Origin of the sequence: Nocardia sp. NPDC051052 (genome assembly GCF_044456045.1) — a bacterium.
Taxonomy (GTDB): Bacteria; Actinomycetota; Actinomycetes; order Mycobacteriales; family Mycobacteriaceae; genus Nocardia.
In genome coordinates this window covers 60,731-80,785 of the sequence record NZ_JBITFL010000014.1, presented here as the reverse complement: position 1 = coordinate 80,785, position 20,055 = coordinate 60,731, and the positions used below count along the sequence as shown (strand labels likewise).

Here is a 20,055-nt window from a genome sequence, read left to right as displayed (position 1 = left end):
GCGACGACCCATAGATCGGTCTCGGCGACGGGGTAAACCTTTGACCGACTTCGCCTTTCAGGAATGGCGGGCGCCGGTGCTGCCGCCTCCGTGGGAACTCACCCCGGTCACCCCGTCCACCGCGGCCGAGATCCACCAGGTCGTGCACTGGATGGCGCAGCCGCACGTACAGATCGCGATGCACAAGGACTGGGACCGCGCGGGCTGGCAGGACGAAATCGATTTCCAGTTCTCCGACAACAAGACTCGCCCCTTTCTCGTCGGACAGGACGGGCAGCGGGGCGGCTACGTCGAGCTGTACCGCGTCGCACTGGACGCGGTCGCCGACTACTACGACACGCCGGACAACGACATGGGCATGCACGGCTGCATCGGCGAACCCGACTACTTCGGGTACGCCTTGCCGTTCTGGGTCGCACTCATCGCCGGCGTCTTCGAGACCTACCCGGACTGCACCGGCGTGATCTCGGACCCGACCGCCTCGAATCAACTGGTGCGCACGCTCGACCGCAGTGTCTGCAAGGTCGTGGACGGCCAGGAGCTCGGAGAGGTGGATCTACCGCACAAACAGGCCGCGCTGTTCCGCTTCGAGCGCGAAAGCTTCTATGCCGCAATGAAACGACAAGGGGGTGTCGACATTGTCCTCCGCGAGCTCGGTGGTCACTGATCCTATTCGCTGGTTCCTACTACACGGTCCGCTTCGATTGTTGCCCGACTCGATGCTCGGCGACGAAAACGATGTCGGCCGGTTGTTTCTCCGGCCACCGGAAAAGGGTGCTCCTTACCGGGCGGTCCTGACGAAGATCGGCGCGACGGCGGGCGTGCACGACAGCGCCGCGGGCATCGTCGTCACCGGGTACGCGGAAAGCGAGGAAATCCTGCGCAGCAACGACTGGTCGGCGGACCAGCCCGTGGCGATCCCCCCGGCGGCCGGGGTCTACCGCTGGCTGACCAGGCGATCGGTACCCATCGCGCTCGACGCCCCCGCCCTGGTCTTCATGGACCCGCCCGAGCACACCAGGCTACGGAAACTGGTGTTCCCGATGTTCACCCATCGCGCGGTGACGAGCTCGATCGATATCATCACCAAACACACCGAGGCGGTGCTCGCCGAGCTCGACGGCCGGGAAAACATCGACCTCGTCGCGGATTTCGCGCGCAAGATTCCCATCCGGGTCATCTCCGACTTCCTCGGCATCCCCGATCTCGGCGACGACATGCTCGACTCGCTGGGCGGGCACGGCGCCAAACTGCTCGACGTCGGCATCACCTTTCCGGAATACCGGCGCGGCATGACCGAGGCGCGCAAGTTCACCGACTTCGTGGTGGACTGCACGAAGGATCCGGGAATTCTGCACGAGGGATTCCTGAAGGATTGCGTCCGCATGCACGCGGCAGGCGAACTCACCTTCGCGGAATTGCTGACGCTGGTCGGTTTCGTCTTCGCGGCGGGATTCGAGACCACCGTCAGCTTCATCGCGAATTCCCTCGTGACGCTGCTCGAACACGGCCTCGGCGCCGAGGTGCTGGACGAGGGCCGCCTGACCGATCCGTGGTTCGAGGAACTGCTGCGCTACGACTCCCCCATCCAGCTGACCCACCGCACCGCCCGGGTGCAGACCACGATCGGTGATCGGGTCGTCGCGCCGGGCACCGGGGCGTTGATCTGGGTCGGCGCGGTCAACTACGACACCCGCGCCTACCCGAATCCGGGCCGGCTCGACGTCCAAAACGTCACGGCGCGAACGAGTATGAGCTTCTCCACCGGCGTGCACCGCTGCCTCGGCGCGTCCTTGGCGAAGGTGCAGGGGCAGGTCGCGGTAGGCAGCTTCCTCACCGCGTTCCCGAATGCCCGGCTGCTACCGGGTCGGCAATGGCGGGATTCGATTGTCCTGCACGGACATATCCGAGCTCCGCTGGCGTTGACCAGCGCGCGCTGATGCGGGCCGTCACGGTGGATCCGGCGACGCTCTACTGCGTGGGGGCATCGGCCGATCCGGCCGCCGTCGCCGGTGCGCTTGGGGTGCACGTCGAGCCGGTGGCGCCGGGTACCGCGCTCGAGCACAAGATGATCGCACTGGCCGCGCATGACCTCACCGCCGCCGAGCTGGCCGAAACCGCCGCCGCGACAACGGATTCCTGGGTACACCTGGTGTCGTCCGGTCCCAGCTATCCGCATATTCCGGCGCTCGCGCGGAACAACCTGGTGACCAGAAGCGCGCGGGCCTACGCGCCGTCGCTGTCGGAATACGTCATCACCCAGCACGTCCTGCACTGCGCCAGCGACGCGGCCGACGACATGCCGAAACCCTTCAACCGCCGCGAAGCCCTCGTAGTCGGGTACGGGGCCTTCGGTCACACCGTCGCCGAAACACTGGCCGGACTCGGCGCCCGGGTGACCGTGGTGCGGCCGCGCTCGCGCACCGCGCATCCGTTCGGCAGCGGGGAGGCGACGCCGCTGGATCATCTGCCGCATCGATTCGCGCACCTGATGGTCGTCGCACTGCCCGGTCTGCCCGAGGTGTCCGACTTCATCGGTGACGCGCTGTTTCGCTGCCTGCGGCTCGACGGGCATCTGATCAATCCCGCCCGCTCCTCCCCCGTCGACGGCGACGCCCTGCTGCACTGGCTCGCCGCGGGCACCGGCCGGCTCACCAGCGATGTCGAAACCGACGACCGGGCAGAGCTGTTGCGGCCTTGGATGGATAAGGGACGCGTCACGCTGACGCCGCACACCGCATGGCGGCCGTGGGATGGCGATCCGCTGTATCACCGGGACTGGGCGGCAATCCACGCCACCGGGACCCTTGATCAGTCGACAATGAGGGAGCCGTCCCTGCGCATCGACCCGCGCACGATCGCCACGGACTACCTGATTCCCTGACCACCCGTGCCACTGGAGGCCCGATGCCGTTCTGGTTGATAGCGATCACCTTCTCCGTATTCGTCTTCTACACCGACGATTACATGATCGCGGGCGTGCTCCCCGAACTGGCCGCCGATCTCGGCGTCTCGGAATCCACTGCGGGACAACTCGTTACGGCTTACTCGCTGGTGCTCGTCATCGGCGCACCGCTGATCGCGTTCGCCTCGGCGCGCCGCACCAGGCTCGGCGTCTTCGTCGGCGCCTCGATCGTCTTCACCCTGGCGAACCTGCTGGCCGCCATGGTCGATTCGTTCTGGCAGCTGATGGTGCTCCGGGTGCTGGCCGCGGGTGCCGCCGCCGCCTGCCTGCCCGCGATGTTCGCGCTCGCCCCCACGCTGGCGCCACCGGAGAAGCGCAGCTCCTATATCGGCATCGTGTCCTCCGGCATTGTCGGCGCGTTGGCGATCGGCGTTCCGTTCGGCACGCTCTGGGCCAGCATCTTCAGCTGGCGTGGCAACTTCGTCGTCTTCGCCGGTCTGAGCGTGCTGTCGATGGTGCTGCTGTTCGGGGTGCGTGGATACCTGCGTAAGCCGGGCGAATTGGTCTCGGCTCGAACACATCTCACGGCCCTGTCCAGCAGGCCGGTGATCACCGTGCTGCTCGGCAACACTATCCTGCTCGGTGGCGCGCTGATGATGTTCACCTACTTCGGACCTTTCGCGGCCGACTTCTCGAATTCGTCGCTGCGGCAACGTGGTCTGTTGTTCGCGGTGGCCGGCATCGCGGGTCTGATCGGTTCGGTGGCCGGTGGCAGCTACGTGGACAAGAAGGGCGCGTCGGCCGCGCTGCGCATCGGCTTCGCCTTGTTCCTCGGCACCATGGTCGTCTTCGCGATCCTGACGATGTTCGCGCCGATTCCCTTGGCGGTGCTGGTGGCGCTGACCCTCGTGTGGTCCTTGTCCCTGTACTGGAACGCGCCCGCCATGCAGACGATGTTGCTCGACTCCGCACCCGATTCGGCGACGCAGGTGCTGGCGCTCAACTCGTCGTCGACCTATCTCGGGGTCACCCTCGGCAGCATCGCCGGTGGCCTGACCCTGGCGTTGTTCAGTCCCTTCGCGCTCCCGGTCGCCGCGGCGGCGCTCAGCGCGGTCGCCCTCCTCGTCATCGAGGTGCTCGGGCGCGGGGCGTCGGCGCGGCTCGAACACAACTCAGCAGAAAGGACAACCTGATGACCGGCACATATCCACCGGCCTCCCGACTACCTCGACTGCTACAAACGGTGCTGCACACCAAGCGACATGCCCAGTTCCTCGGCGCACAGGCGCGCCGCTTCGGCGATGTGTTCACGGTGCGGCTGCTGCCGCCGTATCCGGACCGGATCGTGGTGTTCTCCCGGCCCGACCACATCAAGGAGATATTCACCGCGGATCCGGCGGATCTGCATGCGGGCGAGGCCTATCGGGAGCTCGCGATGATCATGGGCGAGCATTCGGTGCTGCTGACCGACGGCAGCCAGCATGCCCGCGCGCGCAGGCTGCTGATGCCCGCCTTCGCCGGGGCGGCCCTCAACGGCTATCGCGCGCTGGTCGAGGACATCGCCAAGACCCAGGTGGAGCGCTGGCGTGCCGGTTCGACGGAACGCGTGCTGAGCCGGATGGAGGAGCTGACCCTCGACGTGATCACCCAGGTGGTCTTCGGCGTCGCCGACGAGCGCCGCAGGGCCGCGCTGACACCTCAGCTGCGTCGGGTCACCGATATCAGCCCGGTGGTGCTGCTCGGCTGGAAATGGCCGTGGCTGCGGGAATTCGGGCCGTGGCAGCGGTTCGCCAAGACCCGCACCGACATCGACGAGCTGCTCTACGCCGAAATCGCCAGGCGCCGTGACCATCCGGAGATCGATCAGCAGGCCGATGTGCTGTCCCGGCTGCTCGCGGTCGGCGCGGGCGACGATCCCGGCACCGAACCGCTCAGCGACGCGGAACTGCGCGACCAGCTCGTCACGCTGCTGCTCGCCGGACACGAGACCACCGCGTCGGCACTGTCCTGGGCGCTGCATGAATTGGCCGCCGCACCCGATATTCAGGATCGGGCCAGGCAGGCGGCTCGCGACGGGGACGACAAATACCTCGAGGCGGTGGTGAAGGAGGCATTGCGGCACCGCATGGTGATCGGACGGGTGCAGCGCCAGCTCACCAGGGACCTGACCATCGGCGGCATACCGCTGCGGCGCGGCACCAGGGTGTCGACGTCGATCGTGCTCGCGCACCAGAATCCGGCCAATCATCCGGCGCCGGAACGGTTCCGGCCCGACCGCTTCCTCGACGGCGGCGTCGCGCCGAATACCTGGCTGCCGTTCGGCGGCGGCGTCCGGCGCTGCATCGGGGCGGGCTTCTCGCTGATGGAGGGTGCCGTTGTGCTGCGAGCGGTGCTGACGCACTACCGGCTCGCGCTGCCCGGGGCTCCGGAGCGTGGGCGGGTTCGCAATATCACCAACGTTCCCGCGCGCGGTGCGCGGATCGTGATCACCGCATTGAACTGAAGACCTTGTCGAAGAGCGGTTTTCGATGTCAGAACGGCAGCACGGGAACCGCGTCCAGCAGGGCTTGCGTGTACGGGTGCTCGGGATGCTCGAGCACCGTCTCGGCGGCGCCGCGTTCGACAATGGCCCCGTCCTTCATCACCAGCAGCTGATCACACAGCTGCTGGACGACGCCGACGTCATGCGAGACCAGGATCAGCGACAGCCCGAACCGCTGCACCAGATCGCGCAGCAGTTCGATGATCTGGGCCCGAGTGGACGCATCCAAGGCGGAGAACGGTTCGTCGCCGACCAGCACCTTCGGATTAGGCGCCAGCGCACGGGCGATCGCGATGCGCTGGCGCTGCCCACCGGAGAATTCGTGCGGATACCGCACCGCCGCATCGGGTTCCAGGCCGACCGCGACCAGCAGTTCGGACACCCGGTAATCATGGTTGCCCGGAATACGCAGGCACTCCAGGGGTTCGGCGATCGAATCACCGACGATCATTCGCGGATCCAGCGAACTCAGCGGATCCTGCAGCACCACTTGGACTTCCCTGCGGAACCAGGCGAGGTCGCGGCCTGTCACGAGCCTGCCCTGATAGTGGACCTCCCCCTGGTCGGGCCGGTCGAGGGCGAGCAGCAACCGCAGCAAAGTCGACTTCCCGGAACCGGATTCGCCGACGATGCCGAGGTGGCTGCCCTCGTTGAGCGACAGACTGACCGCGCGCACCGCATGCCGCTGTGGCGGGCGGTGCCACAGGCTGGTCCGCGGCAACCGGAACGACCGGCTCAAATCCGTTGCCTCGAGCAGGATCACGACACCACCTCCGCCGAACCGCTGTCGATGCCGAGCCGGGACGGCCGCCGGAACGAGGTGGCCCGCGCCAGCTCCAGCAGGGTGCGCAGGTACGGGTCCTTCGACCCGTGCAAGATCTCCGCCAAGTCGCCGTCTTCCAACACCCGCCCCTTCCCCAGCACCAACACGCGTCGCGTTACCTGCGCGAGCACCGCGAGGTCATGCGTGACGAACAGCAGCGCGGAGCCCTCCTCGTCCACCAAATCTTTTAGCAGCGCCAAGATTTCGGCCTGCACCGTGACGTCCAGGGCCGTGGTCGGCTCGTCCGCGATCAACAATGCGGGCCGCGCGGCCAGGGCCATCGCGATGCCGACCCGCTGCCGCTGCCCACCGGAGAGCTGATGGGGAAAGGCGCGCACGGTGTTCGCCGGATCCGGCAGCCCCACCCGGGCCGCCAGCTCGGTCGCCGCGGCATGCGCCTGCCGCCTGCCCATCCCCTGATGCAGCCGCAACGGTTCCGCGATCTGCTTGCCGACCCGCATCAGCGGATTCAACGCCGACAGCGGTTCCTGGAACACCATGGCCATCCGGCTGCCGCGAATCTTCGACAGCGCGCGGTCGCCGCGGCCGATCAGCTCGACGCCGTCGAGCAGGATGCTGCCGCGCACCGTCGCCTCTTCCGGCAGCAGACCCATGATCGCCAGGGCGAGTAGGGATTTGCCGGATCCGGAGACACCGATCAGGCCGAGTCGCGCACCGGCGTCGATGCTGAAATCGACCTTGTCCAGCAGGACCTGGCCGTCGATCGCGACCGTCAGGTCGGTCACCCGCAGCAGCGTCATCGCGTCGGCACCCCCTTGCGCAGCCGCGGATCGGTGACGCTGCGCAGCGCGTCACCGAGCAGGTTGAAGCCGAGCACCGTGAGTGCCACCGCCAATCCCGGCCACACCACCAGCAGTGGGCGAACCTTGATGTAGTCCTGTTGCGCACGCAGGATGCCGCCCCAGGACGGCGCCGACGGCGAACTGCCGTAACCGAGGTAGGTCAGCGCGGCCTCGGCCAGCACCGCAAGGGCCATCACCCAGGACAGCTGCACGATCAGCGTCGGCGCGATGGCGGGCAGCAGGTGTTTGCGCACGATCCGTGCGGTGGACGCGCCGGCTGCCCGCGCCGCGAGGACGAAGTCGCTGGTCAGCACCCGCGCCACCTCGCCGCGCGTCACTCGTGCCACGGCGACGCCCGAGCTGATGCCGATGGCGACCGCCACCGTCAGCATCGATCCGCCGTAGACCGCCGCGAGCACCATCGCCAGCAGGAGCGCGGGGAAGGCGATCATGATGTCGATCAGTTGCACCACCACCGAGCCGACCGCGTGCGGCGTGAGCTGCGCAGCCAAGGCCAGGATCAGGCCGAGCGTGCCCGCGATGGCCGCGACCACCAACGCCACGGCCAGCGTCTGCCACGCCCCGGCCAGCAACTGGCTGAAGACGTCGTGCCCGACTCGGTCGGTGCCGAGCAGATGGCCCGCGCTGAACGGCAGCAACCACGCCTTGCTCGGGTTGGTGGCCTGCGGATCGTAGGGCGTCCACCACAGCGACACCAGGCTGGCGAGCACCAGTGTGCCGACCACGGCCAGCCCGAAAACCCCACTCGGCCGCCGGATCAGGGCGGCGAGCGCGACCTGCACCGCGCGGCGTCTGCGCAGCCAGGTGGGCCTGTTGACGGCGTGAATCACAGCGTGGCCTCCAGCCGGGGGTCGATGAGCCGGTGCACGATGTCGACGGCGAAGCCGATCGCGAGCACCGCGCTGACGATCAGCAGCACCTCCCCCTGGACCTTCACCAGATCCCGGTTCGCCACATCGGACAGCAGCATGCTGCCGACGCCGGGCAGCGTGAACACCCGCTCGATCACCACGGCCCCGACGATCAGCACCGCGAACTGCAGCCCGAGGATCGAGACCACCGAGGGCGCGGCATTGCGAAAACCGTGCCGCACCAACGCCTGTGTGCGGGTCAAACCCTTGGCCCGCGCGGTACGCAGATACTCCGAATACAGCACCCCGAGGATGGCCGAGCGCACGAAGCGGAACAGCACCGCGCCCTCGGAGATGCCGAGCGTCACGCAGGGCAGGATCAGGCTGCGTATCGCGGCACCGGGGTCCGCCCAGCGATCAGCCGGAAAGCCCTGTGCGGGTAGAACTTTCAGTTCCACCGCGAATACCAGGATCAGCAGCATGGCCAGCCACAGGCCCGGAATCGCGATGCCGAGCTGGGAGACCGCGTTGGCGGCCTCCCCGGTCCGGCTGCGATGCCGCACGGCGGCCCAGGTGCCGAGCGGTATCGCCAGACCCAAGGCGATCAGCAGTGATCCGATGATCAGCGGCCCGGTGACCGCCAGCTTCTGCTCCAGTTCGGCGCCCACCGACGTGCCGTTCAGCTGGGAATGGCCGAAATCGCCGTTGAAGACACCGCCGATCCAGGACAGGTACTGCGCGGGCAACGACCGATCCAGGCCGAGGTCGGCGCGGATGGCGGCGATCTGCGCCGGCGTCGCCTGCAGGCCCGCGACGGTGGCCGCGACATCGCCGGGCAGCAACCGCAGCATCCCGAAGATGAGCACGCTCGCCACCGCGAGCGACAGCAGGAGCAGCCCGGCGCGCCGCATCAAATACCAGAGCAAGACACCTCCGTCACTTGGCGACCGCGAGCTTGGTCGCCGGGAACCGGTTGTTGGTCTCGTGCTGTGGGACGCCGTACATGCCCTTGCGCACCACCGTATTCAGTTCGACGAGGAACAACCAGTCGCACGGTGCGTCCTCGGAGATCTGCCGGGTCATCTTCTTCAGCAGGTCGTTGCGGGCCTGCTCGGTCTCGGCGGTGAGCGCGTCGCGATACCACTGCTGCACCTGTTTGTTGTCGTAGCCGAAGTAGTAGTCGGCACGGGCGTAGTTGTTCACGTCGTGCGCTTCCGCGTGATTCACCACGCTCAGCTCGTAATCGTGGTTCTTGTACACCTTCGACAGCCAGGTCTGGAATTCGATAGCGCGCACGTTGAGCGTGATGCCGACGTCCTTGAGATTGGAGACGAGGATGTCGCTGAGCGCGGTGACGTAGTGGTTCGGGAACTCCAGCGTCAGCTGCAGGCCGTTGCCGTAACCCGCGGCGGCGAGCAGCTTCTTCGCGTTGTCCGGGTTGTATTGATCGATCGAAGTCAGGTCCTCATACCAGGGATCTTGCGGCGGGACAGGCCCACCGATCTGAATGCCTGCGCCGATCGCCTTGATGATGGCCTTCTTGTCGAGCGCTTGCCGAATAGCATGGCGCACATCAGGATTCGTAAAGATCGGGTTGGCCTCGTTGAACGCGAGAGTGTATTCGTCGGTGCTGTTGCCGCGCAGCATGTCGAACTTGTCGTTGCCGGTGAACGCTTGCAGCAGCGACGGATCGGTCGCGGTCTGGATATCGGTCTGCCCGGTCAGCTCGGCGTTGTTCGCGGTGTTGGGGTCGATGATGTAGTGGAACACCACCTTTGCCACCTTGGGCGCGGGACCCCAGTAGCCGTCCACTCGGGACAGCGTGAGGGTGGAGCCGCGGTTCCACTGCGTCACCCGGAACGGACCCGAGCCGTTGTCCGCGCCGTCGAGGGCGGCGAAATCGGTGCCGGTCTTGTAGACGATGCCGCCGCGCTGGGTCAGATTCCAGAGCAGGTTGGTGTCGCGTTGTTTCAGCTTGATCGTCACGGTGGCCGGATCCGACGCCGAGACGTCGGCCACGGAGGTGAAGTCCTGCGCGCGCAACGACTTCGAGCCGGGCGCGATCACCTGCTGCAGCGACCACACGACATCCGCCGACGTCAATGGGGCACCGTCGTGGAACTTCGCGTTCTGCACCAGATGGAAGGTGTAGGTCAGGCCGTCGGGGGTCTGATCCCACGACGTCGCCAGCGCGGGCACCACCTTGTCCTTGGCGTTGCCGTCGACGGTGACCATGCCCTGGTAGACGTTGTCGAGCAGCGCCTGGTCGAGCGCGACACCGGCGGTGGTGAAGGTGTTCAGGCTGACGGGCTCCAGCGCGAATCGGACGTTCGCGGTGGCGTTCAAGTTCAGCTGATCATCCGGTGGCGTCTCGGACTGGGTCGCCTTGCTCGCGTCCGATCCGACGTCACCGCCGGTACCGCACGCCGCACTCCACAGGCAGACCGCGAGGGTCAGTGCCATCACAGCAATCGGACGACCGCGCCTCACATTCCGCTCCCGACGATGCGAACGATGTTACGAGACTGCAATTTGGTTCTCCTGACCTCGGTTAGAGGCTGAACGAGCGAGACGTACATCCTACGATGCCGTCGTTCAGCGAATCTGCTTCTGCGGCATACCCTCACGGAACGCCGCGTGTCCCGGCGGCGGAGTCGGCGCACCGAACGGGTTCAGCCAGACGCGCAATAGCTCGCGGGCGACCTGATCGGCATCGACGAACGCCGTACGGGCGTGCACGATGACGTTGTTGTTGAGGAATTGGATGTCACCGGGATTGATCCGCATGGTGACCTTGTTCTCCGGCCGGGCGGCGATCGCCTCGAAGGTCTTCAGCGCGAGGCGTTCGACCTCGGAGATGTCGAGGTCGAATCGTTCGCTCGCCGACTCGATGAAATGCCGGACGTAATAGCGGCAGGTGAGCCTGCCCTCGTGCCACGCGTAGACGGAATTGCGGTAGTACGGCCGCTCACCATCGAGCTGTTCGTCGCGTCGGTCGTAATAGAAACCGGCGTAGTACAGGCCGAGCAACTCGCGATGCTCGCGGAGCAGCTCGTTGTGGATGGTCACCGAGCTGGCGAGGCTGCTGTGGCCGCCCTCGCCCGCCGAACGCAGGCACAGCAGGCCGACGATGTCCGAACTGTCGGTGTGAAAAGGGAGCGCCTCGTTGGTCTGGTAGCCGCGGGTGGTCGCGTTCAGCAGGCCGCCGTTGCCATAGTTCTTGACCGGAACCATGATTTCGCCGCGCCCGTTCTGCGTGACCGCCGGGCCGAGGTGGGCGCACAGGCCCCAGTACATGAGTTCGATATCGGAGCGCGAAATGTCGGCGGCGATGGGGAAGCCGCTGAGCACCGCGAAACCGCGCCCGTCGACGAGGGCACGGGAGACGGATTCGAGTTTCGTGGCGAGGTTATCGAGTGGAAAGTCCTCGCGGGTGATGTCGCCGAGTTCCTTGCCCGTCTGCCGACTGTGCCGCAATGCCGTGAACAACTCGCCGATATCGTCCGGGGTCAGCGGGGTCGTCCACTGGGCGGGGTCGGTGAAATCGCTGCTCCGCCATGCGGCGGGACCGGTGATCGTTCGGGTGCAGATGGGCGACGATGGGTTAGCCATTTCGTTCGGTCATTCCTATCGCGAGCGTAGGTACGTTACCAAGGGGCGCCTATCGATACCGGCCGGAATGGTCAGGTCCGACTCTCGGCCGTTGGCGCAGGTGACCAGCAGTTCCAGCGCGAGATCGCGTTGCACCATGCTGCCGCCCATGCCGACCACGGCGGGCAGTACGGAAACCAATTGCCGCACTGCCTGTTCCGGGTTCGATTGGCAGTAATACAGAAAACTTTCGGCGACACCGACCGCGGTGCGGCGGGTGCCGGTCAGGTGTGCCGCCAGATCGGTTGCGTCGGCGCCTATTTCCGCCGCGACCTGGGTGGCCAGCTCGTGCCGGTCGGCACCGATGATCGCCAGCAGGACGTGCAGATCGACGAAGGCCGAGTTCGACGCGTCGCGGATCTCCAGTGCCTTGTCGGCGACGGCGATGAACTCATCCGGGCCCGCGATGCCCGCCAGCCGAAGTCGCCACAGCAGCGACACCGCGTCACTGAATTGCATTGCCGAGCATTCGGTTTCGAGCACCCTGGTGACCTCGGCGGTGAGCTCGGTGAGCGCGTCGTTGTCGGCTTCGGCCATCGAGTTCAGGGCGTGGTGCCAGCTCAGATGCGTACGCAGCAGGCAACTTTCGGAGTTCCACCGGCCGCGCGTCGAGGACAGCAGTTCCGTGACGGCGCTGTTGTCGCGTGTCTCGAAGAGTGCGTGCGCGCAGGCGTGGACCGCCCACGGGTTGTCGTCCGGGGCCAGGGTCAGTGCTCGACTGCCCGCGGCGTACGCCTTGGCGAATTCGTTGTTCTCGCCGTAGGCGAAGGCGAGCATCGCCAACAGGTAGGGGTAGTTCTCGGCGGCCCCCTCGGTCAGCAGTGGGCTGCCGGACAGTCGCGACTGCAAAGTTTCCGTCGCACCGGTCAGGAAATCCACCTGATGCCCTGCGGCCAAGGCAAGTTCGTCCGTCGGGAACTGCTTGGATATCTCCAGCAACGTGTCGCCCGCCGCACCGTAGGCACCGTGCAGCAGGTGCCGGATCGCGTCGAGATGCGCGGTTTCCAGCACCGATATCGCGGCGGGATCGATATGCCGCAGGGCCTCGACCACCTCCGCGGGCGGACGGACGCCGCCGAGCAGATACAGGTAGGCGCGGAGCATGACGACAATGGGTTGATCGGACTCGTCCCGATCCAGTCCGTCCAGCGAAGTCACCATGGAGCGGTCGAATCTGAGCAGTCCGTTCAAGGATCCGGACACGGCCGCCGTCACCCGGTCGCTGTACGACGTGGCTATCGCGTTCATCTGCACCTAACCTTCCGAGGCGGGCAGCCCACCGAGATAGAGCTCGCGAATACCGGGCCGCGCGTTGCGTGCCCAGGCTACGGCGCTGGCCACCTTGTCCATATCGATGTCGAAGTAGGGCTGCGACATGTCCGTCAGCCCGAACGATGGCGGCACGAAGTCGACGTCGGCGAACAGCTTGCGGAATTCCGCCACCGCGGCATCCCGGCTGATGCGTTTGTCCCAGTAGGAGTCCATGATCTGATCGGACTTCTGATAGAACGCGTCGATGAATCCGTCCAGCCCGGCGCCGGGCGCCACGTCGATCCGCGGTAGCGGGGCGTTCGTATTGCCCTGCGCCGCAGCCAGTTCGGTGATCCGGCGCAGCCTGTTTTCGGTGCGCATGGTGCCGGTCACCTGATTGACCTGCCACACCCGGAACCACGCGTTCCAGAGCTCATAGTCGGTGAACGAACGGAAGGCGTTGCCGACGATGAAATCGTTTTCCTGGATCAGGCTGGACTGCATCTGCTCGATGTCGTCGAAGGTCTCGGGCGTGCAGCCGCCGCGGAACTGATCGATCAGCCGCTCGGCCAGGCGGTCCACCACGACGGCCGTGTTCTGCATGCCCCGGGAGAACAGCGGATCGATGAATCCGGCGGCATTCGAGGTCAGGCACCAGCGATCGCCCACCGTCTGGGTGGCGGTGTATTGCAGCCGGCCCGCGCTCACCCATTCGCGCGCGTTTTCGGCGTGCTCGAACTGCCTGCCGATTTCGGGGTAGGTCGCCAGGAAGTCGGCGAAAGCCTGCTCGGGGTTTTGCTTCGGCGTCTCGTCGCCGTCGTCGATCCGCCAGGTGATGCCCACGCTGCACAGCGGGTTCGACGATTTGTCGTTGTTGTCGAAGGGGATGACCCACATCCAGCCGCCGTCGAAGACGTGATGCAGCGTTCCGGTGTGCCAGTTCCGTGGCGCCCTGATGCCGGTGATGTCGTCGAACGGGGTTACGCCGGTCATGTGGGTGAAGATGGACTTCGACATGGTGCGCAGACCCTCGGTGGTCCGCAGGCCGAGCGTCGCGGCGACGGGTGAACCGCGCCCGCCCGCGTCGACGACGTATTCGGCCGAGATCTGTGTGCCCTCATCGCCTTCGAAGTTCACACCCTGTTCGGTGATGTCGAGGCGGCGGGTGCCGACCCCCTCCAGCAGGACCGAGCCGTTGTCGCGGGCGCGGAGCGCGAGCCACTGATCGACGTCGGCCCGGAACAGGTGCGACTCGGTTTCCACGATTTCGGACAGTGGGAACTGGTGCGCGCGGTCGGCGATGCCGCCGGGCTCGTGATAGACGAAACCGAAGTTGTCCTTCATGCCGCAGGTGCCGACCGACCCGATGAGGTTGTCGAACGACGAGAGCACGGCCAGTTCCGGGGCACCGTATTTGATGCTCATCAGTTTGTAGAGCTTGGACGTGTTCGGAATGGTCGATTCACCGATCGCGAACCGTGGATGCGTTTTCGGGTCGACCATGCAGGTTTTCAATCCGGAGGCCTGTAGGCAGAGCGCGAGCGAACTGCCGGATAGCCCGGATCCCAATATCAGTACATCGAATTTATCGCCCACCGCTACTCCCCCTCGGCCGAGCCCCGGCGCAGCGGAGTCTGCTGGTGATATTGCATGAGCCAGCGTTCGTTGCGTCGGGTATACACCGTCGAAATTGCGGCGTAGATTCCGTCTAATCCCACGCGTTTCTGATACATCTCATAGAACACGATATGCGCGTCCGGGCCTAATGCTCGTTCGTGGAATTCGAGTATTTGATATGTCTCGATCGGCGGCGCTCCGGCGACCGCGTTCAGCGCGATCTGCTTGGACAGCGAGGCATGCGGGGACGGCACCGCCAAGACCGCATCATCGGCGAGCACGTCGTCGTAGAATTCCGCGCCCGAACCGGCGCTCAAGGCCCGCCATTGCTGAAATTCTATTTCGGCCGGACTCGGATCGGCCGAAATATCTTCTATCGTGCTACTGGAGTTTGTTTCCGCTGGTGTGACCATGAATACCCGTCCAATTCCCACGAGGAGACTGCCGGGCCGCCAGGACCCTCCTCTGGGCCGCCGAAAGTTTATGTTCCATCAAGAACAGTAGCACGCTCGACGCATGGCCTGCAACAGTTTTCGAGTTGTCCGACAGGCCAAATAATGATTCATCAACAAACTATTCATAATTCGCTCAACGGCTGCGTTGCCGACGCCGTTAGGGTACGGTCGAAGTGGTTCACGTACACCCCGAATCAGGCGCCCGAGCGCGTTCGCAGAAATCAGGAGGGAGAATCGATCAATGCCTGTTCATCACGATCCGGAAGTCATGTCCAGCGTATCGCAGAAGCTGCGAACGAGTGGTCGGGAGGTGGCGCTCGTCCCGACAATGGGAGCTTTACACGATGGCCATCTGGCTTTGGTCGAGCAGGCCAAAGAAACCGAATCCGAAGTGATTGTCTCTATTTTTGTCAACCCATTACAATTCGGGGCGGGTGAGGATCTCGACCGGTATCCGCGAACGCTGGATGCCGATCTCGAGATGCTGCGCGAAGTCGGTGTGGATTCGGTGTTCGCCCCCTCGCCCGTCGGCATGTATCCGGTCGGACCGCGGACAACCGTGGCGCCGGGTCCGCTCGGTACCGAACTCTGCGGCGCGACCCGGCCGGTGCTGTTCGGCGGAATGCTCACCGTGGTGGCGAAGCTCTTCCAGATCACCAAGCCGACCATCGCGTTCTTCGGCGAAAAAGACTACCAGCAGCTGATTTTGATCGAGCAGATGGTGCGGGACCTGAACTTCGACATCCGGATCGTCGGGGTGCCGACCGTGCGCGAGCCGGATGGGCTGGCGCTGTCCTCACGTAACCGATTCTTGACGCCGGACGAGCGGGTATCGGCCATCGCGATACCGGCCGCATTGCGGGCCGGCGCACGGTCGGGCGAGGCAGGCGCCGAGGCGGTAATGCGCGCCGCGCGCGCGGTCCTCGATTCCCACGAGGAAATCCGGGTCGAATATCTGGAATTGCGCGATCCCGATCTCGGCCCCGCGCGGGCGTCGGGCCGAGCCCGGCTCTTGGTCGCGGCATATGTCGGCCGCACCCGGCTGATCGACAACCTATCGTTGACCTTAAAATAACGTGAAACGGAAACACCATGTGCACCTGTATGTTTCTCCTCGACGAACCGAACGAACGATTCGTCGTCGTCGAGTCCCGCGACCAATCCAGCTATCGACCGCACGGTTACGATGCCGCCCGGAAGCTCGGACTGGCGCATCGTTTCTCGTACGGAACACACTGGCTCGACAATCCGGAACTCCGCGACCGAGTCTGGACCATCCAGGCCACGACCAACCCCGCGCTGGCCGATGTCGTCGGCGGACTCGATATCGACGGTGGCACGTGGCTCGCATTCCATCGCGGCACCGGTGTTTACAGCCGGATTTTCGTCGACGAGCCCACTCCCGCCGAATTCATCTCGCCATACGGACTGCCGATAGATTGCGCGACCGCCGAATCCGCGCGCGATGCCGTCGAGCTGCTCGAGACACGCTTGCTGCCCGCGCTCGGCGATGTCGCGAAGACGCCCGGATTCAACCTGTTGATCGCCGATCCGGACGACGCGTTCGTGGTCACGTTCGACGGCCACGATTCCGTGACTACCACCTCCCTGTCCGACGGCCGCCCGCACGTACTGACCACCGCGAGCCGAGCGGCCGACGAGGAATTCGGCAAGCGCATGCAAGAGCAGGCGGAGAAGGCCCCGGCGCCCACCGAGAAATTGAGCTCGTGGGCACCGTGGCTCTCGGTGTACACCAGCGCCGACACCGATGCCCCCGATTACTCGGACGCGAGGTGGCTCGCCAACACCTGCTCCGCTATCCGGCCGCCCTACCGGGACACCCCGGACGCGGACAGATACAAGAATGTCGCACTTTTTCCAGTGACCGATCCGAGTCAGGCGGCCTGGACGAAGAGCGTCTCGATATACTCTGCCGGAAGGACGGGGGCGGAGTTGTTCGCGTACAACGAGCGGCAATTGTTCGATTATCAACCACTGCCGACCGATGTGCGTCAGATGGGCTTCCCGACGACACCGGACGACTTCTTCGTCGTGATCGCGAACGAGAATTCCTGAGCTGAGGTGGTCGGTATGACGATAGGCGTTCCGGGGATACGGGTCGGACATTGGACCGATCCGCTCGGGGAGACCGGCTGCACCGTCGTCATCTTCCCGGAGGGGACGACCGCGTCCTGTGAGGTGCGCGGCGGTGCGCCTGCCAGCCGCGAATTGGACGCGCTGGCACCGGATAAGACCGTGCCCTGCATCGACGCGGTCCTGCTCACCGGCGGTTCGGCGTTCGGCCTCGCCGCCGCCGACGGCGTCATGCGCTACCTCGAGGAGACCGGTCGCGGCGTGCCGACCCCTGGCGGCAACGTGCCGATCGTGCCCGCGCTGGCCCTGTTCGATCTCAGCGCGGGCGACCCGAAAGCCCGCCCGACCGCCGACCGCGGTTATGCCGCGGCCCACGCCGCCGACGGCGAGCAGCTGCTCGCCGGACGCATCGGGGCAGGCACCGGCGCGTACACCGGGCACTGGCGCGGGCCGGCCGCGCGCAGGCCCGGTGGCCTGGCCTACATCGAACGCCGCTGGCATGAGCTCGTCGTCGGTGCGCTGTGCGTGGTCAACGCGTTCGGCGACATCGACGACGGCACCTCGGAGATCCTGCTCGACTCGGTCACTCAACTCGACCTGGTCAATACCTCGGCGCGGACGCACACCACGATCGGCACGGTCATCACCAACGCCCGGCTGGACAAGGTCGGCTGCCACATCGTCGCGCAGGGCGCACACGACGGCTTGTCGCGCGCGCTCACCCCGCCGCACGGCCGCTTCGACGGTGACGGATTCATCACCGCGGCAACGGGTTACGTCGATGCCGACGTCGATCTGGTGCGACTGATGGCGCTCGCGACGGTGACCGAGGCCATCCGCTCGGTCGCTGCGGCGCCCCGGTAGTGATCGCATCGATCGGCTACCAGTCGCCATCGTCGAACTCCGCGCGGACGGCGGCCACCGCGGCCTCGATCCGGCTGGTCACCTTCAGTTTCGCGAGAATGCGGCTGACGTATTCCTTCACCGTCTCCGGGCTGATGAACAACCGGGAGCCCACCTCCCGGTTGGACAGCCCGTCGACGACCAGCCGCAGAATCTCCCGCTCCCGTTTGGTCAGCGTCGAAAGCCGCTGCCGCACTTCATAATCCATGGCAACCCCGGCGTGCACCCGGCCCGCTCGTGGTGCCATCGCCAACACCGCGCCCGAGGCGAGCACCTCGAGCACCTCCAGCACCGCGACCACCCCACGGTCCATCGCCACCACCGCGTCGACCCGATCGATATCCGCCTTGGCGGCACCGTCTTCCACCAGCAGCGTGATCATCGGCGCGTGCTCCACCGCCCGCAGCCGAACCACGGTCTCGGCCAGCCCGGCCAGCCGCGCCACCGACGCGTCGAGGACCACCACGTCGGGATGCCAGCGCACGGTCCGATCCACCACCTCGCGCCAGGCACAGGTACCGGCGAGCGCGAACCTGTTCGAGGCCGCCACCGCATCCTCGAAATTCGTTCGGGCGAAAGGCAAGTCAGAGGCGACCAGCAGGGTCCGTGGCTGGACCACACCGACACTGCGTAACCCGACCCGACGGCGACGGCCGTTGTGGAGCTGGTTTACCTGATCCGATCCGAACCCGACTGTCATGGCGGACCATCGGCCACATCGACGCGAGACTTTCCCAGCACCTGCTCGGGGGTGCTGAGTGCTTGGTCCCCGGACGTTCGCGGTTCGGCGACTTCGGGCGCCAGGTGTTCCTCACCGGAGGGCCCGAAGACGATGCCGTGCTTCCATCCACTGCGCTCGAACAACCGCATGACCGGTGTCGCGACGAAGGTCGTGACGATCGTCATCAGGGCGAGGATGGTGTAGAGCTGGCCGGTGATCAGGCCCGCGGTGAGGCCGATGTTGAGCAGGATCAGCTCCATCAATCCGCGAGCATTGGCAAGGGCGCCCATCGCGCCCGCTTCACGCCAGCTCATGCCCTGCCAGCGGGCCGCGAGTCCGATGGCACCGAACTTGCTGGCGAAAGACACCACCATCACGACGACCGCGACCAGCAGCACCTTCGGCTCGAATATCAAACTGAGCTTGGTATTGAGCCCCGAGTAGATGAAGAAGGCAGGCAGCAGCAGGTAGGCGACCAAGGGTTCGAAACGATCCCGGACGGTGTCGAGCAACGCCCCACGCGGCATCACGCACCCTGCCACGAAGGCCCCGAACACCGAGTAGATGCCGACGTAATCGGTGAACCAGCTGCCGAGCAACACCACGAGCAACACGATCACCAGCGGCGTGACCGGCAGCCCGCCGGTGCGTTCGCCGTCACCGTCGAGCGGTTTCCAGGTGTTCAGTCGCGCCAAGAAGCGCCGCGCGACGACGGTCATGAACACCAGGTAGGCCAGACCGCCACCGATCGCGAGGAACGCACCGGACATGCTGTCTTTGGTGGTGGCGACGACGGTAGCCAGCAGCACCCAGGCGCAGGCGTCGTCAAAAGCCGCACAGGACAGCGACATTGTGCCCAATCGGGTGTTCAACAACCCCGAGGCGTAGATGATCCACGCCAGCATCGGGAACGCGGTAATGGCGACCGCCGAGGCAACGAACAACCCGCCCTGCACCGCACCGACTTTGCCGGTGAAATAGTCGCCCTGGCCGACCATCCACCAGCCGAGCAGCCCACCCAATACCAACGGGACACCGATACCGGCGAGCGAGGTGGCGCCCGCCTTACCGAGGTGCGACCGCAGAATCTGCAGCTTGAACGAGGCACCTACCAAAAACATGTACAGCACCAGACCGAGCTGGCCCACAACATAAATGGCGGTGAGGTTCGGGTGGGTGATCGAGGTCGTCCCCACCTTCAGTGTCGTCGGAAACAGCCACTCCTGCGCCGACGGCCACACCGCGCCCAACACCGATGGCCCCAAAACGAAGCCGGCGGCCATGATCGCCACCACCTGGACCTGCCCCAAACGCCGGAACACCGGCCAGAGCAGGCGACAAGTCACGAGAATGAACGCGACCTGCAAAAAGAAATGCGTCGTGACTTCGAGTAATGAGGGCATCGAAAACCTCTGCTG

General features: G+C 65.7%; 19 protein-coding genes. 8 read left to right on the top strand and 11 right to left on the bottom strand.

Translation table 11 applies throughout. The features are described from left to right. The first annotated feature begins 40 nt into the window (after positions 1-40). The 5 genes from ACIBCN_RS36350 to ACIBCN_RS36330 are packed head-to-tail and all read left to right on the top strand — an operon-like array spanning position 41 to position 5,408. Positions 41-667, top strand: a complete 627-nt coding sequence (locus tag ACIBCN_RS36350) for a GNAT family N-acetyltransferase (RefSeq protein ID WP_396996462.1) — start codon at positions 41-43, stop codon at positions 665-667. 40 nt (positions 668-707) lie between these two features. After that, complete coding sequence (locus ACIBCN_RS36345) at positions 708-1,940, top strand: cytochrome P450 (protein ID WP_396996461.1); 1,233 nt, start codon at positions 708-710, stop codon at positions 1,938-1,940. Further along, entirely contained in the window at positions 1,940-2,884 is a 945-nt protein-coding gene (locus ACIBCN_RS36340; RefSeq protein WP_396996459.1) for an NAD(P)-dependent oxidoreductase, read from the top strand. The genes ACIBCN_RS36345 and ACIBCN_RS36340 overlap by 1 nt, the downstream gene beginning before the upstream one ends. 23 nt (positions 2,885-2,907) lie before the next feature. Then, the gene (locus ACIBCN_RS36335) at positions 2,908-4,098 is read left to right on the top strand and encodes an MFS transporter (protein WP_396996457.1); all 1,191 of its coding nucleotides are present in this window, start codon (positions 2,908-2,910) and stop codon (positions 4,096-4,098) included. Next, positions 4,098-5,408, top strand: a complete 1,311-nt coding sequence (locus tag ACIBCN_RS36330; RefSeq protein ID WP_396996455.1) for a cytochrome P450 — start codon at positions 4,098-4,100, stop codon at positions 5,406-5,408. Before ACIBCN_RS36335 ends, ACIBCN_RS36330 begins: the two co-directional genes overlap by 1 nt. Positions 5,409-5,436: 28 nt before the next feature. Here the strand turns inward: ACIBCN_RS36330 and ACIBCN_RS36325 are convergent, their stop codons facing one another. From ACIBCN_RS36325 to ACIBCN_RS36285, 9 genes are all read right to left on the bottom strand, one after another. Beyond that, positions 5,437-6,210, bottom strand: a complete 774-nt coding sequence (locus tag ACIBCN_RS36325; RefSeq protein ID WP_396996453.1) for an ATP-binding cassette domain-containing protein — start codon at positions 6,208-6,210, stop codon at positions 5,437-5,439. Beyond that, positions 6,207-7,031 (bottom strand): ABC transporter ATP-binding protein, encoded by an 825-nt coding sequence (locus ACIBCN_RS36320; RefSeq protein WP_396996452.1) that lies wholly within the window; start codon positions 7,029-7,031, stop codon positions 6,207-6,209. Before ACIBCN_RS36320 ends, ACIBCN_RS36325 begins: the two co-directional genes overlap by 4 nt. After that, complete coding sequence (locus ACIBCN_RS36315; RefSeq protein WP_396996450.1) at positions 7,028-7,924, bottom strand: ABC transporter permease; 897 nt, start codon at positions 7,922-7,924, stop codon at positions 7,028-7,030. Before ACIBCN_RS36315 ends, ACIBCN_RS36320 begins: the two co-directional genes overlap by 4 nt. Further along, positions 7,921-8,871: an ABC transporter permease gene (locus ACIBCN_RS36310; protein WP_396996449.1), complete on the bottom strand. Its 951-nt coding sequence runs from the start codon at positions 8,869-8,871 to the stop codon at positions 7,921-7,923. The genes ACIBCN_RS36315 and ACIBCN_RS36310 overlap by 4 nt, the downstream gene beginning before the upstream one ends. A gap of 10 nt (positions 8,872-8,881) precedes the next feature. After that, positions 8,882-10,408: an ABC transporter substrate-binding protein gene (locus tag ACIBCN_RS36305; protein WP_396996447.1), complete on the bottom strand. Its 1,527-nt coding sequence runs from the start codon at positions 10,406-10,408 to the stop codon at positions 8,882-8,884. Between the two features lie 132 nt (positions 10,409-10,540). Next, positions 10,541-11,557, bottom strand: a complete 1,017-nt coding sequence (locus tag ACIBCN_RS36300) for a TauD/TfdA family dioxygenase (RefSeq protein WP_396996446.1) — start codon at positions 11,555-11,557, stop codon at positions 10,541-10,543. A 15-nt stretch (positions 11,558-11,572) separates the two neighbouring features. Next, positions 11,573-12,844: a hypothetical protein gene (locus ACIBCN_RS36295; RefSeq protein WP_396996445.1), complete on the bottom strand. Its 1,272-nt coding sequence runs from the start codon at positions 12,842-12,844 to the stop codon at positions 11,573-11,575. Positions 12,845-12,850: 6 nt separating this feature from the next. Next, positions 12,851-14,443 (bottom strand): NAD(P)/FAD-dependent oxidoreductase, encoded by a 1,593-nt coding sequence (locus ACIBCN_RS36290; RefSeq protein ID WP_396996444.1) that lies wholly within the window; start codon positions 14,441-14,443, stop codon positions 12,851-12,853. Positions 14,444-14,445: 2 nt separating this feature from the next. Continuing rightward, entirely contained in the window at positions 14,446-14,877 is a 432-nt protein-coding gene (locus ACIBCN_RS36285; protein ID WP_396996443.1) for a hypothetical protein, read from the bottom strand. Positions 14,878-15,160: 283 nt separating this feature from the next. Between ACIBCN_RS36285 and panC the strand changes: the two genes are divergently transcribed. The 3 genes from panC to ACIBCN_RS36270 are packed head-to-tail and all read left to right on the top strand — an operon-like array spanning position 15,161 to position 17,877. Next, on the top strand, positions 15,161-15,994 hold the full coding sequence (gene panC, locus ACIBCN_RS36280) for a pantoate--beta-alanine ligase (protein WP_396996609.1): 834 nt from the start codon (positions 15,161-15,163) through the stop codon (positions 15,992-15,994). A gap of 29 nt (positions 15,995-16,023) precedes the next feature. Then, entirely contained in the window at positions 16,024-16,995 is a 972-nt protein-coding gene (locus ACIBCN_RS36275; protein WP_396996441.1) for a hypothetical protein, read from the top strand. A 15-nt stretch (positions 16,996-17,010) separates the two neighbouring features. Next, a complete protein-coding gene (locus tag ACIBCN_RS36270) occupies positions 17,011-17,877 on the top strand; it encodes a P1 family peptidase (protein ID WP_396996440.1) in 867 nt (288 codons plus the stop codon). 16 nt (positions 17,878-17,893) lie between these two features. Here the strand turns inward: ACIBCN_RS36270 and ACIBCN_RS36265 are convergent, their stop codons facing one another. Beyond that, entirely contained in the window at positions 17,894-18,466 is a 573-nt protein-coding gene (locus tag ACIBCN_RS36265; protein ID WP_396996438.1) for a LuxR C-terminal-related transcriptional regulator, read from the bottom strand. A gap of 146 nt (positions 18,467-18,612) precedes the next feature. Continuing rightward, positions 18,613-20,040, bottom strand: coding sequence for a cation:proton antiporter (locus ACIBCN_RS36260; RefSeq protein WP_396996437.1), 1,428 nt, complete (start codon positions 20,038-20,040; stop codon positions 18,613-18,615). Positions 20,041-20,055: the final 15 nt, after the last annotated feature.